The sequence below is a fragment of the Photobacterium sp. AWH4_225 genome, from assembly GCF_056158405.1.
The window spans coordinates 56,477-76,800 of sequence record NZ_JBSWTF010000004.1 but is presented as its reverse complement, the minus strand read 5'-3'; the positions used below and the strand labels follow the sequence as shown (position 1 = coordinate 76,800).

Sequence of the window (20,324 nt, the reverse complement as noted above, 5' to 3'; positions counted from 1 at the left end):
TTTGATTCTGCAGGCAGATAGTCTGACCTAATAACTAAAAAAGATGATCGACTAAACCCAATATAAAATTACTGGTTATCATCCTGAGTGCTGTGCTGCTTCTCCCTATAAACAAGAAGTTAGCTATTTAAAGAGCCTATGAAACTCATAATAAAGGCACAGTGCCAGCAACAGAAAGAGGCAACTATGAGCAATGTCACGATAGACGGTCAGGTTCTGGCTACTGACGGTCAATTGTCAATTCTTGAGCTCGCTCAACAGTTCGAGATTGAAATCCCATCTCTGTGTGGGCTAAACAAAAACGGTGAAAAAGTACCATGCGATTTGTGTGTGGTAGATATTGAAGGCCAAGGTATTCAGCGTGCATGTGAAGTGACTGCGACACCTGATATGGTGATCACGACGCAGAGCGAAGTACTATCTGAGCGCCGCCGCCAATCACTTAACCGTATTATGTCAGATCACTATGCAGACTGTGAGGCACCTTGCCAAACCGCATGTCCTGCTGGTGTAGATATTCAGTCCTACCTGTACCATATTTCCCAAAACGACCATCAGAAAGCCGTCGAGGTGATCAAGCGCACCTTGCCGATGCCGCTGTCTATCGGTCGTGTTTGTCCTGCATTCTGTGAGACTGAATGTCGTCGCGGTATTGTCGACGAGCCTATCGCAATCCGCCAACTGAAACGTCACGCTGCCGATATTGATCTGGAAGCGCAAGAGCAGTACATACCACCGCGCAAAGCGGATAAGGGTAAGAACGTCGCCATTATCGGTAGTGGACCGGGTGGCTTGAGTTGTGGTTATTACCTCAGTAATGAGGGTTACAACGTCACAGTTTTTGAATCGATGCCAAAAGCGGGTGGTTGGCTGCGTTATGGTATTCCCGAGTACCGCCTACCAAAAGCGATTCTTGATAAAGAAATTGAGCTTATTTGCCGAAATGGTATGAAGGTAGAAACTAACACCAAACTAGGTAAAGACTTCTTGTTGTCTGAGCTTACTACACAGTATGACGCTGTTTGTTTGGCTGTAGGTGCATCCCAAGCGGTTGAAATGAACTACCCGGGTAGTGATCAAGACGGTTGCTACCTAGGTGTCGATTACCTGAAAGATTATGTCACAACGCAAAACTACACCACAGGTAAGAAAGTAGCGGTTATTGGTGGTGGTAATACTGCGATTGACTGTGCGCGTACCGCGGTACGTGCTGGTGCGGATACCACACTCATTTACCGTCGTACCCGTGATGAAATGCCAGCAGAAGACTACGAAATTGTTGAAGCTGAGCATGAAGGTGTGAAGTTCCACTTCCTGACCAACCCGGTTGAAAACATTGCTGATAGCAATGGCCGAGTCACAGAAATTAAGCTTGAGAAAATGGCATTGGGCGAGCCGGATGCTTCAGGCCGCCGCCGTCCGGAAGCTACGGGCGAGTATTTTGTCGAGCATTTCGATACAGTGATTTCTGCGGTATCGCAAAAGCCGGATCTGTCGTTTCTTGATAATGACACCATTGAATTACCGGTTACTCGCTGGTTAACCCTTGAGTCAAACGACAGCACCATGCACTCTGGTGTGGAAAACATCTTCAGTATTGGTGACTTCCGCCGTGGCCCTGCGACGGCAATTGAAGCTGTTGCGGATGGACGTGTTGCGGCCGAGGCGATTGACCGTTTCTTCAATGGCGACATGGAGCATATTCCCGTTAAACCATACAACTCGCAGAAGGCGGCCAAGGTAAAAGACGTGGATCCTAAGCAGTTTGAAGGGATCCAGAAGGCCATGCGTTCGATCATGCCAGAATTGACCAGCGAGCAACGTGAGTTGAATTTCGCTGAAGTTGAAACAGGCTTTGTGAACGAAGAAGCGATGCGTGAAGCAGCACGCTGCCTGGAGTGTGGCTGTCAGGCCAATACCGACTGTAAGCTTCGTGACTTTGCGACTGAATATGAGGTCGACAAAGATGAACTGGATATGTCCAGCTGCCAGAAGTTTGCCGTAGATGACAGCTCTGAATTTATTGTCTTCGATGCCAACCGCTGTATCAGTTGTGGCCAGTGTGTCGATACCTGTAACAACAAAGCTGTTCACGGTGTGCTGGGCTTCATGAAAGATGCTGACGGCAATAGCGCCAAGCGTCCAGAGTGCCGTCCGGGCTTTGAGAACGGCTACAGCATGGGCGACTCAAACTGTGTTCAGTGTGGAGCTTGTGTGCAGGTCTGTCCGACTGGCGCATTGACCGATGCCCGTGATAAGTCACAGGGCCGTATCGAAATGCTTAAGCCGGTAGACACCATTTGTACATACTGTGGGGTGGGTTGTAAGGTCACGATGTATGTAGATGAGCTGACTGACAAGATCCGATATGTTCAGGGTGCAAAAGACTCGCCAGTTAACCAAGGTATGCTTTGTGTCAAAGGTCGCTTTGGTTTTGACTTTATCCAAAGTGAAGAGCGTCTAAGCCAGCCGTTGATCCGCAAAGACGGTGAACTACAACCTGCAAGCTGGGATGAAGCGATTTCATTGATTGCTGATAAATTCTCTTCAATCAAGAAAGAGTCGGGCGGTAATGCATTGGCTGGTTTCTCATCAGCGAAAACCACTAACGAAGATAACTTCGCCTTCCAGAAGTTTATTCGCCGTGAATTTGGCACCAATAACGTCGACCACTGTGCGCGTTTGTGTCACTCCACAACGGTGACTGGCCTAGAGGCTTCGCTGGGTAGTGGGGCAATGACCAACGATATTCCGAGTATTGCCCATTCTGATCTGATCTTTATTATCGGTTCGGATACGACTTCAGCTCACCCGATCATCGCCTCGCATATTAAACAGGCACTTCGCAAGGGTACAGCACGTTTGGTTGTTGCCGATCCGAAAAAAGTCGATATTGCAGATCACTCAGAGCTATACGTCGCGCATCGCCCGGGTACTGACGTGATGCTGCTAAACGGTATCATGCAGCAAATTATCAAGAACGGTTGGCAAGATCAAAGCTATATCGAACAGCGCGTTGAGGGCTATGAGAACCTCAAAGCAGAGGTGATGAGTGATGCTTACGCGCCGGATAAAGTTGAACTGGTTACCGGTGTTAAACAAGCTGATTTGCTCAAGCTAGCTGAGGCGATTGGTACGGCCAAACGTACGGCGATTTACTATTCAATGGGTATTACCCAGCATACGACGGGTCATGATAACGTACGTTCAATTGCCAACCTGCAGCTATTGTGCGGCAACATTGGTATTGAAGGTGGTGGTATCAATCCGCTTCGTGGTCAATCGAATGTTCAGGGTGCTTGTGACATGGGTGCGCTGCCTTGGGATTTCCCTGGTTACCAGAAGGTCACTAACAAAGAAGCCCACGCTAAGTTTGCTAAAGCATGGGATCGCCCAGACTTATCAGCTGAGCTTGGTTTGACCCTGACTGAGATTATCGATGCGGCCTGTAAGAAGGAAGTGCGCGGCTTGTACGTAATGGGTGAGAACCCAGTATTGAGTGATCCAGACCAGAAACACGTACTGGAAGCGATTGATAAGCTCGATTTCTTGGTAGTGCAGGATATTTTCATGACTGAGACCGCTCAGTTGGCGGATGTCGTGCTTCCTGCCTACTCATTTGCTGAAAAGGCTGGCCACTTTACCAATACTGAACGTCGAGTTCAGCGCTTGAATCCTGCTGTTCATGCGCCGGGCTCGGCAATGGAAGATTGGCAGATCATTCAGAATATCGCTAATGCCATGGGCAGTGATTGGGCATACCAGTCGGTTGAGGACATTACTGCCGAGATAAATGCGCTAACCCCGCAATATGCAGGTATAACTTGGGACCGTGTAGGTAAAGATGGCTTGCAGTGGCCGTGCCGTGATGAAAATCATCCTGGTACTCGTGTCATGCATCAAGAGAAATTCGTCCGTGGTGAGAAAGCAGAAATGGCTGCCATACCTTTCTTGTATGCCGCTGAGCTTCCGGATGACGAATATCCTATGGTGCTTTCAACGGGTCGTTTGTTGGAGCAGTTCCATACCGGAACCATGACACGTAAAACCAAAGGCTTGGATAATCTTGCAGGCCCAAGAGTGATGATCTCTGTATTTGATGCTGAGCGGTTAGGGGTGTCAAACGGCGAAATGCTGACTCTATCTACCCGACGTGGTTCGATTAATGCACCGGCATTTGTCACTAAGCGAATTCAGCCAAATGTTGTATTTGTGCCATTCCACTTTGCGGAATCGGCGGCAAATAAACTGACGGTTACAGCCACAGACCCATACGCTAAGATCCCTGAGTTCAAGGTCGCAGCGGTAAGGGTTGAGAAAGCGTTAGAGCCTGTTGAGTAAGACATTTACCACATAGCATAATTGAAAAGCACTCATTTTTGTGGGTGCTTTTTTTTGCTTGTGAAAACTAAAAGGTGATACATATCACAAAAAATGCATGTGAGAGGAGTATCATATTCTTATCGGATATGTTGATTCACTACATCCTTCTCTTGCAATAAGAGATCTTTTATAAATATTTCAAATCATTGCTACTACCCGCGAAATTGTAATCATACATTGCAAAATTTTAATATAAGAAAAATTTGTTTGGCATTATAATGCTATCAGTTTTTCTTATTCACGTATTTATTCACTCTTTGACCTGACAGATAGAGCTTACAGCTCTATCCGATGGTGACTTTTTTTGGATAAAGATGCGTAACATTTGGGGTAAGCATGAGTTACGGAGATACCAGCAATAATCAACTGTTCTCGCCAATGGAAATGATGGCGGAAGCGGAGAAGTTTGCGCTGAGCAAAGCAAAGAAGACCAGCAGCATGACGCTGGGATTAGCGATGATGGCTGGCGCATTTATCGGGTTGGCATTTGTATTTTATATCACTGTAACAACAGGGAGTGCGTCTGCTGGATGGGGTCTGAGCCGCTTAGTCGGTGGTATGGTTTTCAGTATGGGGCTGATTCTCATAGTGCTTTGTGGTGGTGAATTATTCACAAGCTCGGTACTTTCCAGTATTTCATGGGCAAACCGACAGATCACATTAAAGAAAATGTTATCGCTTTGGGGCAAGGTTTATATCGGAAACTTTTTCGGAGCCATGTTCATGCTTATGCTCATCACTGGTGGTGGTCTGTTTCTATTGAACCATGGTCAGTGGGGGCTTAATGCCCTTAACATTGCCCAGCACAAGCTTCATCATACGCCTATTCAGGCATTCACTTTGGGTGTGCTGTGTAACTTACTGGTTTGTTTAGCTATTTGGATGACGTTTAGTTCAGCAAATGCATTAACCAAAGCTGTGTTGATGATATTGCCCGTTTCCATGTTTGTCTCAAGTGGCTTTGAACACTCCGTAGCCAACATGTTTATGGTACCGCTTGGTATTGTGATTCAAAACTTCGCACCGGATCAATTCTGGCAAATGGTCGGTAGCACCCCACAACAGTACAGTGACCTGAATATCAACAACTTTCTATTTGCAAACCTGATACCTGTTACGCTTGGCAACATTGTAGGTGGGGCAGTATTGGTCGGGCTTGCTAATTGGTGTATTTTCCGTCGTCCGCAACTTAAAGCGACCAACGTGACATCAATTTCCCAAAGTGTAGAACTCTCGACTGCCAAGGAGGTGGACATGCTCTCACATGTAACAGTAAAGGACTTAGTCGATTCACATCCACTTACATTATCCGCTGATCTATCGGTGCCGAAAGCCGTAGATTTAATGACAGAACAACAGTTATCAGGAGCTCCTGTATGTGATGTCAATGGCCGTCTGATTGGATTCTTATCAATGTTCGATGTCATGAAAGAGCTCTGGTACAAGGATTATCAACCAGCCAAAGAAACCAAAGTAGTCGATTTGATGAGCAGCGATGTAGTTGCTGTAGATATCAATGATCGTCTGGTCGATTTGGTCGAGTACTTGTGCATTGATAAAGACATGCTTTACCCAAGCTCTGACATGGGGATCGCAACTAGTGCGACGTCTTTATCACTAGAGCAGCGCGTAAAGGCGTTGAAAGCCAGCAAGCCCCGTGTTCTACCAGTGCTGCAAGATGGTCAATTTGTCGGGGTGATTACACGCGATGGCCTAATGGCAGAATTGCGCAAGGTATACCACGACGTCGCATTGACTGAAGTGAAAAAGCTTGAGATCGCATAAATCTATACACTAGATGTGTGAAATTTGTGATTGTTAAAAACACCCAGTTTTACTGGGTGTTTTTTTATCTCCGTCACAAAACGAAGTGTCACATAACTGAAAGATAAAATTCCATATTTAATGCTGCAAGTTGTTTAATTAGTGAAATTGAACTCTAAGATTTCACTAAAGTAGAGCCGTAAGGTAGATGTAACCAATGAAATTTGGCCTGTTGACACTATTTCTTACACTTTTGAGGAGTGGTTACACATTTTTAATAAATGAGTGGTAAACTTATATACGGTAGATATTTAGGGTGTTACAAAATGTAAATTAATGAAAGTTGGGGCGAAATGCCGTGTGCTACAGAGCGTCAGGGTGTATGCATTTTGATCGGAAAGTGGGAAAATGCTCGTATTAGCTTAAAGCACATTGAAAGGACGCAATTCTAACTTTCTCAAAGAGGTGTCTATGAAGTTCGGTTTGATTTTTTTGTTGTCTGCCGTTGCTGGTGTTCTATCTGGTGAGCATTTTCACTCCTTTCTAGTCGGTTTTGGAGTTGCCTCGGTGGCTGTCGGCGCGGGCTACTGGTTAGCTTTTCGCTGTTCAACTCGATATCCACAACTTGCGTTGCTGATGCTTCTAATGGGGCTGATGGCAAAAATTGGCGTAACCATTGCTGGCGTGATGTGGGGACTAGAGTCGAACTTAATTAATTCGCCATTTGTATTCTCACTATCGTACTTGTTCTTCTCTATCGTAGTGACATATATGTACGCCAAATGGCGAGAGTTCCAGATGTCACGCACAGCTGTAACGTTGACAGCAAAAACCGCTTAAACAACATATTAAGAAAAGACGGGCCTCTGGCCCGTTTTTTTGTGCCTGCGTTTTAGCGCCCCTGGACTTTGGGTATAAGATCGGCGGCATAGAGTCACTCAGGAGCTATTCTTGGGGGGGGCTACAGAGTAGAAAAAATAACTTGCTCTATGCCGCCATGTACCTGTTGGGTACAAAGATATTTTTACGCTAAAATAGGAAGCCTAAAACAGAAGAAACAATAAAAATAGGTTCCTCTTTTATGAGTGGTCAACGTCTAAAAGTCCAATTCCAACGTCTATACAATCACTTCTCGGGTCAAGATGCTGATACCAACCTTCAGGATATTGCTGAAGTCCTGTTTTGTACTCGCCGAAACGTACGTATGGTCATCAATAAGATGGTCGACAAGGGGTGGATTGATTGGGAACCCGCTGTTGGTCGAGGTAAGCAATCAAGGTTGACCTTTTGTAGTACCGACAATGAATTGCAGCTCATGCATGCAAGAAAGTTGGTGGCAGAAGGAAAGCTTGAACCTGCGCTAGAGGCTTTGGAGCACAATGCTGACAAACTTGCCCAGATCATTCAGGAGCAGTTGGGCCATACCACTGCACATGGTAAGCAGATTGTGCGGCTGCCATACTACCGTGCCTTCAGTAATCTTAATCCGCTGCAACCGCTGCGTCGTTCTGAGCAGCATTTGGTGCGCCAGGTCTTTAATGGTCTTACAAGAATAAACGAGGAAAAAGAGGAAGTAGAAGGCGATTTAGCCCATCATTGGGAGGCACTAACCCCCCGTCATTGGCGGTTTTATATCAGACCATCAATCCGTTTCCATGACGGTCGTATATTAAGCAGCGACGATATTATCGCGACTTTCAATCAGGTTAAGCAGCATCGGTTGTTTAATCATATTAAAGATATCCAAGCGCCATTCACCCATACCATTGATTTCTACTTAGCTGAAGATGATCACCGCTTTCCAGATCTGCTTACTAATTTAATTGCCATGATTCAGCCTGCTGATGCCGATATGAATAACCCAAATGTGTTGTTCCCGATTGGTACTGGCCCTTATAAAGTGATCCAGAATGACAGTAAGCGATTCAAGCTGGAAGCGTCTGATCAGTATTTTGGCTTTAGGGCACTGATTGACGTGGTCGATATTTGGATGCTGTCTGAAGTGGCGTCGTGTTATCTGCAACCTGCCACTGATGCCAGCCAGCTAGGTGGCGTAAGTGTATCCACTCGATTGAAACTCGATGAAGGGTGCAACTTCCTTTTATTTAACCGTAACAGTGGACTACCGGCCGATCCTGAGTGGTTAAAATACTTAAAAGGGCGTTTGACGGCACTGCAGCTGTTACAGCGGTTGAATAAAGATCAAATCGGCGATTTCCGGCTGACGAATGCTTATGGGATCTTGCCGGGGTGGACACATGTTCCTCTGCATTCTGAGCCGGTTCAGTCTCCGCCTTCTAAGCGTATCGTGACGATTGCTTTTGCATGTCAGCACCCTGTTTATCCTCATGTCGCCAAAGCCATACAAGACATTCTGGCTGAGGACGGTATCAAATTACGTATGCTTGAGCTAACGACTACAGAGATAGCGCTGGGGAAACATAGCCAGAAAATTGATTTTTGGTTGGGTGGAATGAGCCTGATGAACTACCGAGACGACGCTCTACTATCTTGGTTTTTTAACTTTGATCATATTGCCAGAGCCATGCCGAAAGAGGAGTTCCATCTTCTCGAGCAGGAAGTCATGAAGTGGCGGGCTAATCCTGATCAACCTTCACCCTGCCAAGATCTCGGTGCCAAACTCGTCGAGTTTGGTCAAGTCATGCCACTGTTCCATAACTGGTTGGGTGTTGACGACACTGGAGCAGTGCAGGGCATGCAGTCTAATTCAATGGGCTGGTTTGATTTCAAGTCAGTCTGGATGAAACCTGACCATGAGGAAAGTACCTTTTAGTGCGGTGCTTTTCATCCAATTGAATCTTCATATATCTAACACTTTTCATTCATAGTTCTGACATCCGCACTGATTACAAAATAGCCATACCTTGTTACTTCTGCTCCAGCAATGAAGTGGCACGGTATCGTTATTACTAGCATGGAGAGTCACAATGTTTGAGTTTGATCCGAATGATATTGAGCTTCACGATAACGAAGTATGGGACGAGAATCAGGATGAGATAGAATTTGACGACTGGTTTGAGTCTGAAGATCTAGACGATGAATACGAGTAAGCCTAATTAGCAAACAGAGAACAGGCCGGTGTCTGTTCTCTGTTTAATCGCCGCTTAAATCAATTTTCTAGGTTTGATTAACCGAGGCTTTTAAAGCTTCATTTTGGTCACTAAACCATTGATTTATTGGACGCCAAACGACATCAAACATCGATTTGTACCATGGTGCTTCTTCAACCGCTTCTTTCGACAATAGGGGTTGCTCGGCGATGACTTCATCTTGTATGTACCAAACGACTTTACCGACTTCCTGGCCTGCAGTAATGGGGGCTTCAAGGTTGTCGTAGTGGATGCTGTATTCCACATTCTTTCTCTGTCTACGAGGAATGGTAACCTTGCCACCCGATGCAACTTCTACATCTACCGTTGACGGACTACCGTACCAAACACGTAGAGGTATGAGTTCATTTTGGCTGAAGTTTGGTTCTATATCTTGATAGAAGCGGAACCCCCAGGTTAATAGCTTCTTGCTTTCAGTGCGTCGGACGTTGGCACTTTTTGTGCCGAGTACCACTGCAATCAACCGCTGACCATTTTGCTCTGCTGAAGAGACCAGGCTATATCCCGCTTGCTTGGTGTAACCGGTTTTTACGCCATCAACATTAATCGTGGTATCCCAAAGAAGGGCATTACGATTACCTTGCTTAATTTTGCCAAACGTAAAAGATTTTTCTTTGAAGATTGGGTACATGTCGGGCAAATCAGCAATTAATGCTTTAGTTAGTAGTGCCATATCATAGGCAGTAGTTTGCTGATCGTCAGAATCAAGCCCATGCGGGTTAGTGAAGTAGGTGTCCTGCATACCTACTTTTTCCGCGTACTTGTTCATCATTTCAATGAATGCAGATTGATGACCAGCCACATGTTCGGCGAGAGCTACAGTTGCATCATTACCTGATGAGATAATGACGCCACGATTGAGATCATCAACGGTGACCTGATCGCCTACATTGAGAAACATTTTTGATGAGCCGGGAAATTTCTTGCCCCATGCATTTTCACTGACAACAACCATATCATTTGCAGCAATATGACCCGATTGAATTTCTTGACCAACCACATAACTGGTCATGATCTTAACCAAACTGGCAGGGGCGTGGGGTGCATTGATGTTTTCGCCTGCGATAACCTGGCCGGTATCGTAACTCATCAATATCCAGGACTGGGCGGCAACTTCAGGTGGAGAGGGAAGATAATCGGCATAGCTGTGAGAGGCGATAGCTAATGAAAAGGCACTCAATGCCAGTCTGCGGCAAGCTTTCGCTATGGAAGGAAGTGTCATTGGATAAACCCCGTTTATACTGCATCGTTGCACTTTTCAGCATAGTAAAAATCTACAGATAAGAACTATTTTGATTCATGCCATACGAGGTTTTTAAGTAAAGTCTCATCACTGAGACTCTCGTAATTCTGTGTTACACCAACACATTAGAGTGTAAAAGCTCAGTGAGAAGCTCTGATCACTGAACCCAAAGATAAGTTTTGGTGGTTTATTGACTGCATAAAATACACATGGTCATTGATTAGGTGCTGACTTTCTTCTTGCCATGATGATTTGGCTTGTTGCTGACAGAATTCCAGCATGCTGATGATCTTTAACTCGAGTTTCTTAATACACCAACGCTTAACTGCTTCATCTTGCTCAGGTGCAATCGCTAGTGTTTGCATTTTACTGTAACAAAACTGTTTGTATCGAAAAGCAAGTTCGCTATCACCAGATTGTTGGTAGAAGTGTTCCAATCGCTGGCAGAGCTCAATCCAATATGCAATAGCTTCGTTTTGACTGGCGGTATTGACGGGACCAAACATGACGTGTGGTGCGTCATTGAGTAGCTGGATTGCTGGCTGAATGCCTTTATTCAAATTCAGATCTAATTTGCTGACTTTTTTTAACCAACCATCAATGCTGTGATTCTTCTCAAGGTTGTTATTTTCAAGGTCGTCGTTCTTAAGGTCAGCCATATTATTGCGTCCTATTTTTCGTCCAAGTTATCACTACTACTTTAGTAAAAATGACGTAATGGACTACTGGTGGCAGGGAAGTGTAATGGGTAGCAAGCAAAATAATACTGAAAGCTGACTCAACTCACGCATGTTTGTTTGATGTTAATTGTCTGTTGTAATATTTGCTAACATATTGGATTGGTTCACGTAAATGTCTTCAATGAATGTGTAGACTATCGCTAGATTAATCACTCAGGGAGTTGAGTCGCGAATGAAATGGTTACGAGGAAGTATGTTAATTGGGGGTGTTGCAGTAGCCCTAATGACATCTAGCAGTGCTTTTGCTGCGGTAACGGGCACTGATCTAACCCAGTCTACCGTGGGTTATGCCTCATTGATTATTTTTGGTCTTGCCTATTGCCTAGTGATGGGGGAAGAGTACCTTCAATTGAGAAAATCGAAGCCGGTGCTATTAGCCGCCGGCATTATTTGGCTGATGATAGGTTTTGTTTATCAGCAGCAAGGGCAAATTGAACTGGCACAATCGGCATTAGAGCACAACCTGTTGGAATATGCTGAGTTATTGCTGTTCTTGCTGGTCGCAATGACATATATCAGTGCGATGGAAGAGCGGCGTTTGTTTGATTCATTACAGGCTTGGATGGTCAGTAAAGGTTTTAACTTCAGAAGCTTATTTTGGCTGACTGGTTTCTTGTCTTTCGTTATTTCACCCATCGCCGATAACCTGACAACTGCACTGTTGATGTGCGCAGTAGTAATGAAAGTCGGGGGTAGTAACCTTCGATTTATCAATATTGCCTGTATTAATATTGTTGTAGCGGCTAATGCCGGTGGGGCCTTTAGCCCCTTTGGTGATATTACGACCTTGATGGTATGGCAGGCAGGATTGGTGACATTTACTCAGTTCCTTGACCTGTTTATTCCATCCTTAGTCAATTACCTGATCCCTGCACTGATTATGTCGTTCTTTGTGCCTAAGACGCGACCAAATACGACCAGTGAGTATGTAGAACTGAAGCGTGGGGCAAGACGTATTGTGTTCCTGTTCATCATGACAATTGCAACGGCTGTTAGTTTCCATGCCTGGGTCCATTTCCCTCCGGTGATTGGCATGATGATGGGCTTGGCTTACTTGCAATTCTTTGGTTTCTACCTGCGGAAAACCCTACCACGCTCGCTAGAGAAGAAAACGGCACTGGCGATAGCGAACAACGATGAAGAGGCTTTGAAGCGCATTGGCTCAGTGGTGCCGTTTGATGTTTTTAAACGGGTTTCCCATGCCGAGTGGGATACCTTACTGTTTTTCTATGGTGTCGTGATGTGCGTGGGTGGCTTGAGTTTATTAGGCTACCTCGGTTTGGTTTCTGAGGTTATGTACTCTCAGTGGAATCCCGTCTGGGCCAATGTGATGGTCGGGATATTGTCCGCGATTGTCGATAATATTCCCGTGATGTTTGCCGTGCTGACGATGCAGCCGGAACTGTCTCTGGGTAACTGGCTACTGGTTACTTTGACTGCCGGTGTTGGTGGTAGCTTACTGTCGATAGGTTCTGCAGCCGGTGTCGCCTTGATGGGGGCTGCGCATGGTAAATATACGTTCTTTGGACATTTGAAATGGATGCCCGTTATTGCTCTAGGGTATGTGGCAAGCATTATCTGTCACTTGTTAATAAACAATCATTTGTTCTAAAAGTACTGGCTTAATTTTGCTCACAAAACGGAGTTGATTAAATAATGCACGAGGAAGCAAAAGTTAGTAATTAGAAAATGTGTAGAACATCACTAAAGAATAATGAAATGTAAGCCCAGCAAATGCTGGGCTTTTTTTTGGGTAATTGTCGTGCTTAACTATATTATAAAGCTGTAGTAGTCATAGGAATGGCGCATGAAGAAATATGGATGTTATGTAGTTGGCGCGTTGACGCTTTGTTCGGGATCTTTTGCCCATGCAATGGACTTGGAAACCTTATTTAGGGTGCCTAGCGTAAAATTAGGTGTCGCAAAAAGCACAGGTAATGTCGATATATCCAAGGACGGAGAGTTTAAAGACATTCCGTTTAACTCATCAAATTCGGTCACACCCGTTATCTCCCTTATACAATCGCCGTATTTTTTCTCTGAAACGACCCGCTGGGGTTATCACACAGAGTTATCAGCAAGTTATTTTGATCTGGATTATGATGTCGATGATGATGACCAGTTTACTGGCGGGGATTATAAGGGGTATTCAGTAGGTTTTACGCCGGTGCTGTTTTACCAATGGGGCGATCGTAAGCTCTGCTCAACGTGTAAAAGTTGGCGGATAGAGCTTGGTGCAGGTGTTCATTACCTCAATGCTGATGGGAAATTAAAAAATGCGGATAATAGTCAAATTAAGTTTGACTCATCTGGCTTTGGTTTTAATTCCCATTTAGGAACGGTTGTTAACTACAAGAAGTGGGAGCTGGGACTGAGATTAGTTGCCCCAACCAGAATGGATGATGGTGATATCAAGGTAGAGCACGGCATCTCTTCTGTCAGCCTTGGCTATCGATTCTAGCAATACGTCCCATGTAAACATTGCTTTATTAATGGGGTATGAAGATTAAAGGCGCTTAATGGTATTAACATTAAGCGCCTTTAGATTTTTGGAAAGTGACACCTGGAAGCTCTTCTAATTAAGCTAGGGCAATATCCAGCTCTTTCAGGAAAGTATCAATATCGTCACCAGAAATATCAATGTGGGTGACAAGACGCATTGGATTTCCAGGGGTGATAATGATGTCCTTTTCTTTGAGTTTTGCAGCCAGTGCCTGTTGGTCGATAGCCGCGTCGACCTTGGCAAACACAATGTTGGTTTGGACAACATCGGTATTCACCTTAAAGCCAGGAACACGATTGAGGCCTTCAGCTAGTGTTTTCGCGTTGGCATGATCATCAGCCAAACGAGCGACGTGCTCAGTCAATGCGATTTTAGCAGAAGCGGCCAAGATGCCTGCCTGACGCATGCCGCCACCTAACACTTTTCGCCAGCGTCGGACTCGTGAAATAAAGGCTTTGTCGCCGAGCACCAGAGAACCAATGGGTGCACCTAGTCCTTTGGACAGGCAAACTGTCATAGAGTCAAAGTACTGGCTGATTTCTTTAATATCGACCCCAAGAGCGACTGCCGCGTTATACACCCGAGCGCCATCCAAGTGCAGCTTGAGGTTATGCTGGTTTACAAACTCCCTTGCTTCAGCCATATATGACAAAGGCAGTACCTTGCCATTAATGGTATTCTCAAGGCTCAGAAGGCGGGTACGCGCGAAGTGCGCATCATCCGGCTTAATGGCAGCTGCGAGTTTAGTAAAAGGAATCGTACCATCCTTTTCGTTTTCAATCGGCTGAGGCTGTATTGAGCCGAGTACAGCTGCACCACCACCTTCAAACATATAGTTGTGAGCCTGCTGGCCGCATAGGTATTCATCACCGCGTTCACAGTGTGCCATTAGCGATAATAAATTCGCTTGTGTACCAGAGCTACAAAATAGAGCACTTTCAAAACCATGACGCTCTGCTGCCCATTGCTCTAGATCATTAACGGTAGGATCGTCACCATACACGTCATCACCAACCAGTGCATTGGCCATTGCATCGCGCATGGCTTGTGTCGGGCGAGTGACGGTATCAGAACGAAAATCTATCATGGCTACTTCCTTGGTTTATTCTGTTTAGCCCATTGCGTATTTGAATGGGATATAACACTTTGCCAGAAACAAAACAAAGTGAATAGAAATCTATGCCATGATTTTGCTCGGATAGCGAAAATTTGATACCGAGCAAGAAAATGAGTGAATAATTGTTATCCTTTCGTGAATTTTCATTTCCTACCTGCAGGTTTAGCTAGACTTAAGATGAAGTGAGACTGGGGGCGTTGCTTTGCAGCGTTATTCAGCACCTTACGTTGTAAGTTTGCTGGAGCGAAGATTCATGGCGTAGGTCAGATAGGAGGCTGTCATATGTTGGCTGAGCATAGGCATTTCATTTTACCTGGAGAATCAAGATTGCATGCGGATGTCACCGTAAGTCCGGTTGGCGAACTTGAAGTTAATATTCTTGAACAAAATAGCCATTTGAGTGGTGAATTTGATCAGCTCTATTTCTATTCGGAAGGTAAAAAAACGGAACTTGTTTGCAAAAGTCAGCAGCAAAAGGATGATGTGCAATGGCACTTGCCTTTGACGAGTGCTGACGCACGAGAACTCGCCAAGTTGATAGAACTTGCAGAGGAAGAATATGAAATTCTGATGCGTGATCTATAGCGACTTCTCTACATTAGGCGTGACGACTTTTCTTTTGATCCTGCTTTGTAAGCAGGATTTTTTTTGGAGTTTAATCCTGACTCAGTAGCAGGGTAATAGTCTCAATAATATGCTGATAGCGTTTAGGGAGAGGGCGGTGTTGTTTCCTGAGTAAATACAGCTCTTGCTTAACAGTGTTGGCTAGAGGGAGCGTTTTGATTTTATCTTGGTAACTAAACTGACTAACTGCTTTTTCTGGCAACACAGTAAAGCCTAGCCCTTTTGAAACCGGTAGCAGGATTTGATTGAGCTGATTGATATAACCTGATTTTGTAATCTTGTTAAAGTCAAAATGACTGTTACTGTAATTTGCCATATGTACCTGCTGGAGATAGTGCTTTCCATCAGGATGATTAATGAACCCAAACGAGTAGAGTGATTCTTTGTCTAACTTCTCGTCTGGATAGTTGGCAGGCACTACGACGCAGAGCGCTTCTTGTCCTATTTTAGATTGTTCAAAATACGGGTCATCCAATGAATGAGTGATGATCCCGATATCAAATTGGCTACTCTTGATCCCTTCTATGATCCTATGGTTTGGTGCTGATTCTAAATGAATACTGATAGCAGGGTGGTTTTGTTGGTGATTAAGGAAGTGGGGGTAGAGAAACATCGCTAGCGAGCCCGAACAAGCCACGTAGCATTCTCCACTTAAAGGATCATCTGCCAGTAATTGTCCCAGCAATTGTTTTTCATCTTCTTGTCGTTTCAGACCATACTGGTAAAGCTGTTGACCCGCAGGTGTGAGTTCAAATCGTTTACCTATACGCTTGATAAGTGGTGTACCGGCTTGTTCTTCGAGCTTTTTGATGTGCTGGCTGACACCGGGTTGGGTCATGAAGAGTTTTTCTGCAGTTTGTGTGAAGTGGCCGACTTCAACCAAGGTAATAAAAGTATGTAGCCATTGTGTATTTAGCATGGCAGATAATGAACTGATAAAGATTAAGTTAGTTGATTAGTATCATTTGAATATCAATCACGTCAAGCAGATACCCAGACAGGTATCTGCTTGACGTGCTTAGAAAGGGCTTTGAAACTAGGCTAATAATCTAGCTTTAGCTCTGTAGCGTTAATTCAACCATGAGGTCAGGGTTAGAGCCATTGTACCTGTATTAAAGGCATCGAGTTCCAATTACAGGCGTTTGGTACCCATCTGGTAGACAGCGCAAACCTCATTGTGATCGTTTAGCAACGTGATGTTGGCTTTATAGCCAGGTGATAGCTGGCCATACTGGTCATCAATACCCGCGGCTTTTGCAGGGTATAAGCTAGCCATACGAAGGGCTTCTTCACGACTTAGCCCTACATGCTGAATGAGGTTTTTAATCCCTTCAATCATTGTGATAGCTGCGCCTGCAATGGTTCCATCGGCGTAATGACACATTCCGTCAGTGACATAGGCGGTGGTCCCAGCCATGTCATATTCCGTCATGTCAGTACCAGCGGGAGCCACTGCGTCGGTAACCATAAACAGTTTTTCACCGAGTTGCTGGTGGGCAATCCGAACGGAAGCATACGAAGAGTGAATGCCATCGACAATAATACCGGCATGGGGTTTTTTATCGAAAATATAGCCAACAGTGCCAGGCTCACGGGAGCCAAGAGGCGTCATGGCATTATACAAATGCGTAGCCATTTTGAGGTTATTCTTGGCAGTTAGCTGGTGGTAGTCGGCATTGGTGTGACCCAGTGAAACAGTGATACCCGCATTATTGAGTATATCGATAACTTCCTGAGACGTGTTTTCCGGAGCAAGAGTAACAACGGAGATATGCTTGGCATGATCAGCTAAGTAGTGTGCAGTCAACTCATCCAGGATACGAATGTGGCTTTCGTCATGAGCGCCTTTTTTTTCTTTGCTAATAAATGGGCCTTCAAGGTGTAAACCGATGATGCCTTCATTTTGGTGGTTCTCTATGCCCGCAACCAGCTCTACAGCTTTGCACATTGTCTCATGTTTGCTGGTGATCAGCGTTGGTAGGTATTGCGTGGTACCACTCTGAATGTTGGTTTCATTCATTGTATCTAGAGTTTGCTTTGAAATATCGACATTTAGCATTACGCCACCGCAGCCATTGAGTTGCAGGTCAATAAAACCAGCGGTTGCAGTCAGGTTCTGACCATCATGCACCGTTTCCGGTAAGTTAGCATTGTCCATTGGAACGATGGCCTCAATGGTATCGCCATTTACAATAATTGCTTGGTTCTCAAGGATATCTTGGCCGTTAAAAACATTAATATTTGTGATAGCGTACATAGGCGTCCCAACTCTTGAAGCGGTATAGAATAAGTGAATGCGTAACCTGGCGAATAAGCAAATCTGTGTAAGATTGCTCTAACTTATTTTTATTTAAAAAATAAGTTAGAGCAATGGGTGGTGTTTGTCAATGCCCTTCGAGCTATTAATGAGAGCATATGCTCCATAATCTTCTGTTTTCGTAATCAAATGTTTGATTTATCCTTGTGGCGCATTCATAGGAGAGCATATGTCGCCTAAAACGATTTTTGCCAGCGTTGCATTGGTTATTGCGCTGGGTTCATTAGAGAAAAGTATTGTTACAACACCACTACCAATTATTGGTGAAGAGCTAGGAGCCGGACAAGCCCTGACTTGGGTAGTCACGGCCTATTTGTTGGCAGCAACGGCGGTATTGCCCGTTTATGGGAAGTTGAGTGATATTTTTGGCAGGGTCAAGATGCTCAATATCAGCGTGGCATTGTTCTTGTTGGGCTCGGTTGCCTGCGCGATTTCCCAAGACCTGCCAACCTTGGTGGCGGCGAGGGTATTACAAGGCATTGGCGGTGGTGGCCTGATTGCGCTGGCTTTCACGGTTATTGCAGACTGTATTCCTGCTCGTGAAGTCGGGAAGTATCAGGGCTATATCTCAGCAGTGTATGCTGCGTCGAGTATTGCAGGGCCACTGTTGGGCGGATACTTCGCCGAACATCTCAGTTGGCGCTGGGTTTTCTGGATTAATCTACCTCTTGGTGCTGTGGCCTTGTGGATGATTAATACTAATCTCAAGCATTTGAGCAAAGGGCGGGATAGCCGCTTTGACTGGGCGGGTGCCGGTTTGTTGATGACCATTACCACATTGTTGCTGTTGTTGATGTCACCGGATATTGCGATCAGCCAAATTAGCTTAATTATTGCAACAGTTGTTGTCATGATAATGTTCATGGTCGTAGAGAAGCGGGTATCCGATCCTATTCTTCCTGCACGTTTGTTTAACCTTCCCGGATATCTTATCAGTGTGTTGCTCATCATGTGTTCGCAGCTTCTGATGTTTGCGGTATTGGTGTACTTACCACTGCAAATGCAATGGCAGCATGGCATGACGGCGTCAGCAAGTGGTCTTATCATGATGGTGTTTATGATGAGCATTACCAGTGGGGCATACTTAGGTGGTAAGCGAATAGCCAAAACAGGCTTCTATAAATCCCTGGTGGTTTTGGGTTTTGCGATGTCCGTTGCTGCGGTTTTTCTCCTCTATCAAGGTTTATTGATGACGGTTGCATTGGCATTTGCCGGATTGGGCTTGGGACTGACATTGCCGAGCTTGAATGTTGTGGTGCAGAATGTACTCCCTCCTCAGGATCGGGGGATAGGGCTTTCTATGTTTGGTTATGGCCGTGAATTCGGTGGTGCGATTGGTGTTGCATTTTGTGCCGCGCTATTTCATATCAAAGTACCTGTGCTTGTTGGTGAAGGAAGCACGGATGGCCTTGCCCAATTTGATTCAATCGCCCTGGGCCAAGGCTTTACTATGACCTATGGTGGTTTGGTAGTTGTTGCTTTGGTTTCTTTGGTGGTGGCGATGGTATGTTTGAAAGCTCAGCCGCTGTCTAATGATGTCGCTAAGCCAAAGCGATCATATAAGCCCGAACGGTCATCTAAGCCAAAGAACCTAGACTAATCCCATCCATTTAGATCGATTTGATAGCCCTGCTAGCCTGCTAACAGGGCTTTTTTGTGGACAAATTATTGCTGTCAGGCACAATACGCCGCCTTATGTTTTAAATATCGTCACATAGTGTGGCGACGAGGTGAGTCATGGCATGGTTTGAGTGGCCATTAATTCTTTCTAGTGTGTTAACCCAATTGGCAATTGGTGCATTTATTGTTCTAGGTATAGCGCTGTTTTCGGGCAAGCTGTGTTTCGGTCAAGCAGATAGACTTCATCGAACCATGCCTGTTTTATGGCTCATGCTATTTTGTGCACTCTTGCTGCGCGAGCTTAATTTGATGCTTGCGAACCCTGCTGATGGTTACAGCCTTGGTTTTGAAGCACTTCTAGCTATCACATTTTTTGCTTCTGCTTTGATGTGTTGGTTTGCTGAAAAAGCCTTGGTAGGCTCAGAGTTGTTTCGTAAATGCTGTTTGGCCATAGCCGTTGTTGTAGGTATTGGCTATTTGCTCAATGGTTTGATGGCGCGCAGTGAGCTATGGCTTGTCGCCTCGCACTTTTTGGCAACAACACTATGTGGGGGGACGCTACTCGCCCATGCCAGCCTTATCAGGGCGAAGCACAAAGTTGTTGAGTTTGATCGGGTTTTCCCCCTTGCCGGCGCAGCTATCGCGATGATTTGCTTGCTGACAGGGTTGCCGCAGCTAGGGGAACTATCGAGTCAAATTGAAGCGGGTGGGGCAATTATGCCTTTCGTAGCTCAAGTGGTGAGCCTAGGTTTAGTACTGGCAGCCGTGGGTGTTTGGTACATGCCTATTGTTACAAAGAGCAAGCCTGTTATGAGTGTTATGACTTTTGCGTTGGCTTTGATTAGTTTCTCGTCATACTTTGCAGGGGTTGGTTATTAGCCC

General features: G+C 45.2%; 15 protein-coding genes. 10 read left to right on the top strand and 5 right to left on the bottom strand.

The window, feature by feature from the left end; genetic code table 11:
- Positions 1-186 precede the first annotated feature (186 nt).
- From fdhF to ACXAD4_RS17705, 5 genes are all read left to right on the top strand, one after another.
- A complete protein-coding gene (gene fdhF, locus ACXAD4_RS17725) occupies positions 187-4,341 on the top strand; it encodes a formate dehydrogenase subunit alpha (RefSeq protein WP_475243106.1) in 4,155 nt (1,384 codons plus the stop codon).
- 378 nt (positions 4,342-4,719) lie between these two features.
- Positions 4,720-6,168 carry a formate transporter FocA gene (focA, locus tag ACXAD4_RS17720; RefSeq protein WP_475243105.1) on the top strand — a complete coding sequence of 483 codons (1,449 nt, stop codon included), beginning with the start codon at positions 4,720-4,722 and terminating at the stop codon, positions 6,166-6,168.
- 450 nt (positions 6,169-6,618) lie between these two features.
- Complete coding sequence (locus ACXAD4_RS17715) at positions 6,619-6,987, top strand: NADH:ubiquinone oxidoreductase (protein WP_475243103.1); 369 nt, start codon at positions 6,619-6,621, stop codon at positions 6,985-6,987.
- A gap of 241 nt (positions 6,988-7,228) precedes the next feature.
- Positions 7,229-8,941, top strand: a complete 1,713-nt coding sequence (gene sgrR, locus ACXAD4_RS17710) for an HTH-type transcriptional regulator SgrR (protein WP_475243101.1) — start codon at positions 7,229-7,231, stop codon at positions 8,939-8,941.
- Positions 8,942-9,095: 154 nt separating this feature from the next.
- On the top strand, positions 9,096-9,218 hold the full coding sequence (locus tag ACXAD4_RS17705; RefSeq protein ID WP_475243099.1) for a hypothetical protein: 123 nt from the start codon (positions 9,096-9,098) through the stop codon (positions 9,216-9,218).
- 67 nt (positions 9,219-9,285) lie between these two features.
- On the opposite strand, the gene ACXAD4_RS17700 is transcribed toward ACXAD4_RS17705, so the two are convergent.
- Positions 9,286-10,500: a serine hydrolase gene (locus tag ACXAD4_RS17700; RefSeq protein ID WP_475243098.1), complete on the bottom strand. Its 1,215-nt coding sequence runs from the start codon at positions 10,498-10,500 to the stop codon at positions 9,286-9,288.
- Positions 10,501-10,661: 161 nt separating this feature from the next.
- On the bottom strand, positions 10,662-11,180 hold the full coding sequence (locus ACXAD4_RS17695) for a hypothetical protein (RefSeq protein WP_475243097.1): 519 nt from the start codon (positions 11,178-11,180) through the stop codon (positions 10,662-10,664).
- 304 nt (positions 11,181-11,484) lie between these two features.
- Between ACXAD4_RS17695 and nhaD the strand changes: the two genes are divergently transcribed.
- Positions 11,485-12,873, top strand: coding sequence for a sodium:proton antiporter NhaD (gene nhaD / locus ACXAD4_RS17690; RefSeq protein WP_475245576.1), 1,389 nt, complete (start codon positions 11,485-11,487; stop codon positions 12,871-12,873).
- A 195-nt stretch (positions 12,874-13,068) separates the two neighbouring features.
- On the top strand, positions 13,069-13,722 hold the full coding sequence (locus ACXAD4_RS17685; protein WP_475243096.1) for a hypothetical protein: 654 nt from the start codon (positions 13,069-13,071) through the stop codon (positions 13,720-13,722).
- A gap of 118 nt (positions 13,723-13,840) precedes the next feature.
- Here the strand turns inward: ACXAD4_RS17685 and ltaE are convergent, their stop codons facing one another.
- Positions 13,841-14,848 carry a low-specificity L-threonine aldolase gene (gene ltaE, locus ACXAD4_RS17680; protein ID WP_475245575.1) on the bottom strand — a complete coding sequence of 336 codons (1,008 nt, stop codon included), beginning with the start codon at positions 14,846-14,848 and terminating at the stop codon, positions 13,841-13,843.
- 315 nt (positions 14,849-15,163) lie between these two features.
- Here ltaE and ACXAD4_RS17675 point away from each other — a divergent pair, with 315 nt between their 5' ends.
- Positions 15,164-15,466 carry a hypothetical protein gene (locus tag ACXAD4_RS17675; RefSeq protein ID WP_475243095.1) on the top strand — a complete coding sequence of 101 codons (303 nt, stop codon included), beginning with the start codon at positions 15,164-15,166 and terminating at the stop codon, positions 15,464-15,466.
- A gap of 70 nt (positions 15,467-15,536) precedes the next feature.
- Here the strand turns inward: ACXAD4_RS17675 and ACXAD4_RS17670 are convergent, their stop codons facing one another.
- Positions 15,537-16,424 carry a LysR family transcriptional regulator gene (locus ACXAD4_RS17670; protein WP_475243094.1) on the bottom strand — a complete coding sequence of 296 codons (888 nt, stop codon included), beginning with the start codon at positions 16,422-16,424 and terminating at the stop codon, positions 15,537-15,539.
- 213 nt (positions 16,425-16,637) lie between these two features.
- Positions 16,638-17,762: an N-acetylglucosamine-6-phosphate deacetylase gene (gene nagA, locus ACXAD4_RS17665; protein WP_475243092.1), complete on the bottom strand. Its 1,125-nt coding sequence runs from the start codon at positions 17,760-17,762 to the stop codon at positions 16,638-16,640.
- 229 nt (positions 17,763-17,991) lie between these two features.
- On the opposite strand from nagA, the gene ACXAD4_RS17660 reads away from it, so the two are divergent.
- The gene (locus tag ACXAD4_RS17660) at positions 17,992-19,422 is read left to right on the top strand and encodes an MDR family MFS transporter (protein ID WP_475243091.1); all 1,431 of its coding nucleotides are present in this window, start codon (positions 17,992-17,994) and stop codon (positions 19,420-19,422) included.
- 137 nt (positions 19,423-19,559) lie between these two features.
- Complete coding sequence (locus ACXAD4_RS17655; RefSeq protein ID WP_475243090.1) at positions 19,560-20,321, top strand: DmsC/YnfH family molybdoenzyme membrane anchor subunit; 762 nt, start codon at positions 19,560-19,562, stop codon at positions 20,319-20,321.
- The last annotated feature ends 3 nt before the right edge of the window (positions 20,322-20,324 follow it).

Excerpts from the sequence above, each read along its gene's own strand:
- fdhF (WP_475243106.1), top strand. The coding sequence starts at position 187 with ATGAGCAATGTCACGATAGACGGTCAGGTTCTGGCTACTGACGGTCAA.
- focA (WP_475243105.1), top strand. The coding sequence starts at position 4,720 with ATGAGTTACGGAGATACCAGCAATAATCAACTGTTCTCGCCAATGGAA.
- ACXAD4_RS17715 (WP_475243103.1), top strand. The coding sequence starts at position 6,619 with ATGAAGTTCGGTTTGATTTTTTTGTTGTCTGCCGTTGCTGGTGTTCTA.
- sgrR (WP_475243101.1), top strand. The coding sequence starts at position 7,229 with ATGAGTGGTCAACGTCTAAAAGTCCAATTCCAACGTCTATACAATCAC.
- ACXAD4_RS17705 (WP_475243099.1), top strand. The coding sequence starts at position 9,096 with ATGTTTGAGTTTGATCCGAATGATATTGAGCTTCACGATAACGAAGTA.
- ACXAD4_RS17700 (WP_475243098.1), bottom strand. The coding sequence starts at position 10,500 with ATGACACTTCCTTCCATAGCGAAAGCTTGCCGCAGACTGGCATTGAGT.
- ACXAD4_RS17695 (WP_475243097.1), bottom strand. The coding sequence starts at position 11,180 with ATGGCTGACCTTAAGAACGACGACCTTGAAAATAACAACCTTGAGAAG.
- nhaD (WP_475245576.1), top strand. The coding sequence starts at position 11,485 with ATGACATCTAGCAGTGCTTTTGCTGCGGTAACGGGCACTGATCTAACC.
- ACXAD4_RS17685 (WP_475243096.1), top strand. The coding sequence starts at position 13,069 with ATGAAGAAATATGGATGTTATGTAGTTGGCGCGTTGACGCTTTGTTCG.
- ACXAD4_RS17675 (WP_475243095.1), top strand. The coding sequence starts at position 15,164 with ATGTTGGCTGAGCATAGGCATTTCATTTTACCTGGAGAATCAAGATTG.
- ACXAD4_RS17670 (WP_475243094.1), bottom strand. The coding sequence starts at position 16,424 with ATGCTAAATACACAATGGCTACATACTTTTATTACCTTGGTTGAAGTC.
- nagA (WP_475243092.1), bottom strand. The coding sequence starts at position 17,762 with ATGTACGCTATCACAAATATTAATGTTTTTAACGGCCAAGATATCCTT.
- ACXAD4_RS17660 (WP_475243091.1), top strand. The coding sequence starts at position 17,992 with ATGTCGCCTAAAACGATTTTTGCCAGCGTTGCATTGGTTATTGCGCTG.
- ACXAD4_RS17655 (WP_475243090.1), top strand. The coding sequence starts at position 19,560 with ATGGCATGGTTTGAGTGGCCATTAATTCTTTCTAGTGTGTTAACCCAA.